This window comes from Streptomyces sp. NPDC055189 (assembly GCF_053606765.1).
In genome coordinates this window covers 20,751-27,126 of sequence record NZ_JBSGSG010000112.1, presented here as the reverse complement: position 1 = coordinate 27,126, position 6,376 = coordinate 20,751, and the positions used below count along the sequence as shown (strand labels likewise).

The following is a 6,376-nucleotide window of genomic DNA, read 5'->3' as shown; positions in this document are numbered from 1 at the left end:
CTTTTTGGAGCCGTGTGGTGGGCTGGGAGTTGTTTATATGAGACTGGGGGCCGCACTCTTTCGAGTGCGGCCCCTCTTTTGCTGCGGTCCTGACGGGATTTGAACCCGCGGCCTCCACCTTGACAGGGTGGCGAGCACTCCAAACTGCTCCACAGGACCTTGCTTTGCGGCGCTCCCGCGACGGAGTCGCATATTGACTCAGTGCTGCGTTGCGCTGCGAGACAGGACTCTACAGCAGCGCAGGCCCGGCGGTCGAACTCACCCAGGGTGCCGGGGTGATCACGGTGCGGCGGCGTCGATCGCCTTCACGATCCGCTTGTCCGAGACGGGGTACGCCGTGCCGAGCGCGTGCGCGAAATAGCTGACGCGGAGCTCCTCCAGCATCCAGCGGATGTCCAGGACCTCCCTGGGGACGGGGCGGCCCTGCGGGAGCTGCTCCAGGAGCCAGGCGTACTCGTCCTGCATCTCGTGGACCTTCTCCATGCGCGACGTGTCCCGCTGGACGTTGGTCGGCATCTGCTGGAGGCGCCGGTCCGCGGCCACCATGTAGCGCATCAGGTCCGCCAAGCGGCGGATCCCGGTGGCCGTGACGAAGCCGGGGCCGACGAGCGCGTCCAACTGTGCGCGGACATCCGTGAGGTTGGGCAGCAGCGTCGGGCTGTTCGTCGACTTCAGGCGGCGCTCGCAGGCCTGCCAGGCGGCGAGGACCTGCTGGACCTGGCTCACCGTACGGACCGTCGTGTCGACGATCTCCGCGCGGACCTTCTCGTACAGCTTGCGGTACGACTCCTCGTCCCACGCGGGCCCGCCGAAGTCGCCGATGAGCTTGTCCGCCGCCGCCATCGCACAGTCGGCGAAGAGCGCCTGGATGGAGCCGTGCGGGTTCGCGGACAGGGCGATCTTCTGGGCGTTGGTCAGCTTGTCCGAGGCGAACTTGGCCGGATTCACGGGGATGTTGCGCAGGATGAGGCGGCGCGTGCCCTTCCACATCGCCTGCTGCTGCTCGGCCTCGGTGTCGAAGAGGCGTACGGAGACGGTGTCGCCGTCGTCCACCAGCGCCGGGAACGCCTTCACCGGCTGGCCTGCGCGACGCGTCTCGAAGACGCGGCTGAGGGAGCCGATGGACCAGTCCGTGAGCCCGGATCGCTCGACGGCCGCGCCGCCCGTCTTCTCCGCCGTCGCCGCAGCCGCCTGGGAGAGCGCCTTGCGGGCCTTCGGCCGGAGCTGGAGTTTGAGCGCCTCCAGGTCCTTGTCCTCGGAGAGCTTCTTGCGCCGCTCGTCGGTGATCCGGAAGGTGATCTTCAGGTGGTCCGGTACGCGCGAGAGATCGAAGTCGTCCGGAGACACCGGCACTCCGACCATCCGCTGCAGCTCCCGCGCCAGCGTGACGTGCAGCGGCTCCTGGAGCGGAACCGCCCGCTCCAGGAACGCCTTCGCGTAATTCGGCGCGGGGACGTAATGCCGGCGGATCGGCTTGGGCAGGGAGCGGATCAGCTCGATCACGACCTCCTCGCGCAGGCCCGGGATCTGCCAGTCGAAGCCGTCAGCCGTGACCTGGTTCAGGACCTGCAGCGGCACGTGGACGGTGACGCCGTCCGCGTCCGCGCCCGGCTCGAACTGGTACGTCACCTTGAACTTGAGCGGCCCCTGGCGCCACGTATCGGGATAGTCGTCCTTCGAGACGTCGCCCGCGCGCTCATTGATCAGCATCGAGCGCTCGAAGTCGAGCAGCTCGGGCTCCTCGCGCTGCTTCTTCTTCCACCAGGAGTCGAAGTGCGCGCCGGAGACGACGTCCTCGGGCACCCGCTGGTCGTAGAAGTCGAAGAGCGTCTCGTCGTCGACGAGGATGTCGCGGCGCCGCGCGCGGTGCTCCAGCTCCTCCACCTCGGTCAGGAGGCGGCGGTTGGCGGCGAAGAACTTGTGGTGCGTGCGCCAGTCGCCCTCGACGAGCGCGTTGCGGATGAACAGGTCGCGGGAGACCTCGGGGTCGATGCGGCCGTAGTTCACCTTGCGGTCGGTGACGAGCGGGACGCCGTACAGCGTCACCTTCTCGATCGCCATCACCGCGGCCTGGTCCTTCTCCCAGTGCGGCTCGCTGTACGTGCGCTTCAGGAGGTGCTGGGCGAGCGGTTCGACCCACTCGGGCTCGATCCGCGCGTTGACGCGGGCCCAGAGGCGCGAGGTCTCGACGAGCTCGGCCGACATGATGAAGCGCGGGGGCTTCTTGAAGAGGGCCGAGCCGGGGAAGACCGCGAACTTGGCGTTACGGGCGCCCAGATACTCGCCCCGGCCGCCGCGCTGCTTGGGATCGCTGTCCTTCGACTCCTTCACGTCCTTCATCCCGATGTGGGAGAGCAGGCCGGACAGGAGCGAGATGTGGACGTGCTGCTCGGGGGCGTCGTCCTCGTTGAGGTTGATGCCCATCTGCTTGGCGACCGTACGCAGCTGCGTATAGATGTCCTGCCACTCGCGGATGCGCAGGAAGTTGAGGTACTCCGACTTGCACATCCGGCGGAACGAGGACGAGCCGCGCTCCTTCTGCTGCTCGCGGATGTACCGCCACATGTTGAGGAAGGCCAGGAAGTCGGACGTCTCGTCCTTGAAGCGTGCGTGCTGCTGGTCGGCCTGCGTCTGCTTCTCGGCGGGGCGCTCGCGCGGGTCCTGGATGGAGAGCGCGGCGGCGATCACCATGACCTCGCGCACGCAGCCGTTCTTGTCGGCCTCCAGGACCATGCGGGCAAGACGCGGGTCCACCGGCAGCTGGGCCAGCTTGCGGCCCTGCTGGGTGAGGCGTTTCTTCGGGTCCTTCTGCGTGGGGTCCAGCGCGCCCAGTTCCTGGAGGAGTTGGACGCCGTCGCGGATGTTGCGGTGGTCCGGCGGGTCGATGAAGGGGAACTTCTCGATGTCGCCGAGACCGGCCGCCGTCATCTGGAGGATGACCGACGCGAGGTTGGTGCGCAGGATCTCCGCGTCGGTGAACTCGGCGCGGCTGACGAAGTCGTCCTCCGAGTAGAGGCGGATGCAGATGCCGTCCGACGTACGGCCGCAGCGGCCCTTGCGCTGGTTCGCGCTCGCCTGGCTGATCGCCTCGATGGGCAGCCGCTGCACCTTCGTACGGTGGCTGTAGCGGGAGATGCGGGCGGTGCCCGGGTCGATGACGTACTTGATGCCCGGCACGGTCAGGGAGGTCTCGGCGACGTTCGTCGCGAGGACGATCCGCCGACCCGTGTGCTGCTGGAAGACGCGGTGCTGCTCGGCGTGCGAGAGGCGGGCGTAGAGGGGGAGGACTTCCGTGAACCGGTAGTTCTTCTTGTTCAGCGCGTCCGCCGTGTCCCGGATCTCGCGCTCTCCGGAGAGGAAGACGAGGATGTCGCCCTTGCCCTCGCCCTGGAGCTCCTCGACGGCGTCCGTGATCGCGGTGATCTGGTCGCGGTCGGAGTCCTCGGAGTCCTCCTCGAGGAGGGGGCGATAGCGCACCTCCACCGGATACGTACGGCCGCTGACCTCGACGATCGGGGCGTCCCCGAAGTGTCTGGAGAAACGCTCCGGATCGATGGTCGCCGAAGTGATGACGACCTTCAGGTCCGGGCGCTTGGGCAGCAGTTGGGCCAGATACCCGAGCAGGAAGTCGATGTTCAGCGACCGCTCGTGGGCCTCGTCGATGATGATCGTGTCGTACGCGCGCAGCTCGCGGTCCGTCTGGATCTCGGCCAGCAGGATGCCGTCCGTCATCAGCTTCACGTACGTGTCGCCGCCCACCTGGTCGGTGAAGCGGACCTTCCAGCCGACGGCCTCGCCGAGCGGGGTGCTCAGCTCGTCGGCCACACGCTCGGCGACCGTACGGGCCGCGATACGGCGGGGCTGCGTATGGCCGATCATGCCCCGCAGGCCACGGCCGAGCTCCATGCAGATCTTGGGGATCTGCGTCGTCTTGCCGGAGCCCGTCTCGCCCGCGACGATCACGACCTGGTGGTCGCGGATCGCCGCGGCGATGTCGTCCTTCTTCTGGCTGACCGGCAGCTCTTCGGGATACGTGATCTTGGGCAGCCGACTGCCCCGCTCGGCCATCCGCGCCGCGGCCTTGTCGACGTCCGTCGCGATCTCGGCGAGGACGGCGGCACGGGCCTCGGGCTTGCGGATCCGGCGCGCACCCTCGAGCCGGCGGCCGATCCGGTGCTCGTCGCGCAGCGACAGCTCGGAGAGGCGGGGGGCGAGGGCGTCGAGGGTGAGGGCAGGCTGCGTAGACATAACGGCGTCCAGGATCTCACCCGCCGCTCGGAGGTGGCGAACCGATTTATCTGGCGGGGCGCCCGGGGACGTACGATTCCGGGCATGTCGTCCCGTGCGCGTCTGTCGTGGTGCCCCCTTCTCGGGGTGCTGCTCGTCGTGCTCGGGGCGTTCTGCGGGCCCGCGGTGGCAGCGGAGCCCCCGGCCGCGAAGCCGAAGTTGTCGGTGCAGACCGAGGTGTCCGCCGGTGTGCCCGGCTGCGGCAAGGGCGGTCAGCAGGACGCCGGACAGGCTCCTGCCGCCCCGCCGCGCTCCAGTTCCGCGTACGAGCTGCTGCCCGCGCTGCATCAGGCCCATGCCGCGTCCGGTGCCTGGGGCATCGGCCAGACGGTGCCTGTCCTGACGCCGGAGCGCGGGCCGCCGCCGGTCACACCGCCCTCTCCGGTAGATCTCTCGATCCTGCGCGTGTAGAGGCCCCCGCCCGGGGCCCCTTCAACCACGTACAGGAACAGAGAGAACTCCCTGATGCCCAAGAGCGACAACAGCAAAAAGAAGAACATCGCCATCGGAGCGGGCGTGGCCCTCGCCGCCCTGCTGCTCGGCGCCGCTTCCTACAGCGCCACCAAGCCCGACGAGCCCTCCTCGGTCACCGCGAAGGAGGAGTCCCCCGATTCCCCCGCCGACGTCTCCGCCGACCCGCAGGCCGGCGTCTACCCGGAGCTGGCCAAGCTCGCCCGGCGCGACGCCAAGGACCCGCTCGCGCAGGGCCGCAAGGACGCCCCGGTCGTGCTCATCGAGTACGCCGACTTCAAGTGCGGCTACTGCGGCAAGTTCGCCCGCGACACCGAGCCGGACCTGGTGAAGAAGTACGTCGACGAGGGCACCCTGCGCATCGAGTGGCGCAACTTCCCGATCTTCGGCGCGGACTCCGAGTCCGCCGCGCGCGGTGCGTGGGCCGCCGGGCAGCAGGGCCGCTTCTGGCAGTTCCACGAGGCCGCGTACGCCGACGGTTCCAAGGAGAAGGGCTTCGGGGGCGACCGCCTGAAGGAGCTCGCGAAGGAGGCCGGGGTCAAGGACATCGGCCGCTTCTCGGACGACGCGGGCAGCGCCGGGGCCAAGGCGGCCGTGAAGAAGGACCAGGAGGAGGCGTACGGCCTGGGGGCCACGTCGACCCCGTCCTTCCTGGTCAACGGGCGGCCCATCTCCGGGGCGCAGCCGGACGAGGTCTTCGACCAGGCGATCGAGCAGGCGGCGTCCGCTTCCGCGGAGGGCAAGGGCGGGAAGAAGTGACCGCCGACGTCGGGTACTTCGCGGCGTTCCTCGGCGGTCTCCTCGCTCTGGTGAGCCCGTGCAGCGCACTGCTGCTTCCCGCATTCTTCGCGTACTCGATCGACTCGACCTCACGGCTGCTCGCGCGCACCGGCATCTTCTACGCCGGTCTCGCCACGACCCTCGTGCCGCTCGGCGCGGCGGGATCGGTCGCAGGGCGGTTCTTCTTCGGGCACCGGGACCAGCTGGTGCTCGTCGCCGGCTGGCTGATCATCGCGCTCGGCGTGCTGCAGGTCGTGGGCATGGGGTTCGCCTCACGGAAGATGGCCGAGCTCTCGGGCCGCATCCGGCCGACGACGGCGGTGTCCGTGTATGCGCTGGGCGCGGTGTACGGACTCGCCGGGTTCTGCGCGGGGCCGATCCTCGGCAGTGTCCTCACCGTGGCGGCGGTGAGCGGCAGCCCCGTCTACGGAGGGCTGCTGCTGGCCGTCTACGCGCTCGGGATGGCGGTGCCGCTGTTCGTGCTCGCGCTGCTCTGGGAACGCTTCGACCTCGGCCGGCGGCGCTGGCTGCGTGGGCGCGCCTTCCGGGTCGGCCGCTTCGAGCTGCACACGACCTCGCTCCTGTCGGGCCTCTTCTTCGTGGCCCTGGGCGCGCTCTTCCTCGCGTACGACGGGACCACCGCGCTGCCGGGTCTGCTCGACGTGGACGACTCGTTCGCCGTGGAGCGGTGGGCCGGGAACGTGGGCCGGGCGGTGCCGGACTCGGTGCTCCTGGTCGCCGTGGTGGCGCTGGTGGGCGTGGGGTTCGGGGTGCGGGGGTGGCGTCGGCGGGGGCGTGGCTCCGTGGAGGCCGAGCGGGGGTGAGGGAGGCCGAGCGG

Annotated in this window: 4 protein-coding genes and 1 tRNA gene; 3 read left to right on the top strand and 2 right to left on the bottom strand. The window is 69.4% G+C overall.

Translation table 11 applies throughout. The features are described from left to right. Positions 1–84 precede the first annotated feature (84 nt). A tRNA-Asp gene (locus ACWFR3_RS42235) sits at positions 85–159 on the bottom strand. Between the two features lie 120 nt (positions 160–279). Then, positions 280–4,248 (bottom strand): ATP-dependent RNA helicase HrpA, encoded by a 3,969-nt coding sequence (gene hrpA, locus ACWFR3_RS42230; protein ID WP_453740034.1) that lies wholly within the window; start codon positions 4,246–4,248, stop codon positions 280–282. Between the two features lie 84 nt (positions 4,249–4,332). On the opposite strand from hrpA, the gene ACWFR3_RS42225 reads away from it, so the two are divergent. Genes ACWFR3_RS42225 through ACWFR3_RS42215 form a run of 3 tightly spaced genes read left to right on the top strand, consistent with a single transcriptional unit; the run spans position 4,333 to position 6,362 of the window. Beyond that, positions 4,333–4,698 carry a hypothetical protein gene (locus ACWFR3_RS42225; protein WP_453740033.1) on the top strand — a complete coding sequence of 122 codons (366 nt, stop codon included), beginning with the start codon at positions 4,333–4,335 and terminating at the stop codon, positions 4,696–4,698. A gap of 54 nt (positions 4,699–4,752) precedes the next feature. Then, positions 4,753–5,517 carry a DsbA family protein gene (locus ACWFR3_RS42220; protein ID WP_453740032.1) on the top strand — a complete coding sequence of 255 codons (765 nt, stop codon included), beginning with the start codon at positions 4,753–4,755 and terminating at the stop codon, positions 5,515–5,517. Then, entirely contained in the window at positions 5,514–6,362 is an 849-nt protein-coding gene (locus ACWFR3_RS42215; RefSeq protein WP_453740031.1) for a cytochrome c biogenesis CcdA family protein, read from the top strand. Before ACWFR3_RS42220 ends, ACWFR3_RS42215 begins: the two co-directional genes overlap by 4 nt. Positions 6,363–6,376 lie beyond the last annotated feature (14 nt).

Excerpts from the sequence above, each read along its gene's own strand:
- hrpA (WP_453740034.1), bottom strand. The coding sequence starts at position 4,248 with ATGTCTACGCAGCCTGCCCTCACCCTCGACGCCCTCGCCCCCCGCCTC.
- ACWFR3_RS42220 (WP_453740032.1), top strand. The coding sequence starts at position 4,753 with ATGCCCAAGAGCGACAACAGCAAAAAGAAGAACATCGCCATCGGAGCG.
- ACWFR3_RS42225 (WP_453740033.1), top strand. The coding sequence starts at position 4,333 with ATGTCGTCCCGTGCGCGTCTGTCGTGGTGCCCCCTTCTCGGGGTGCTG.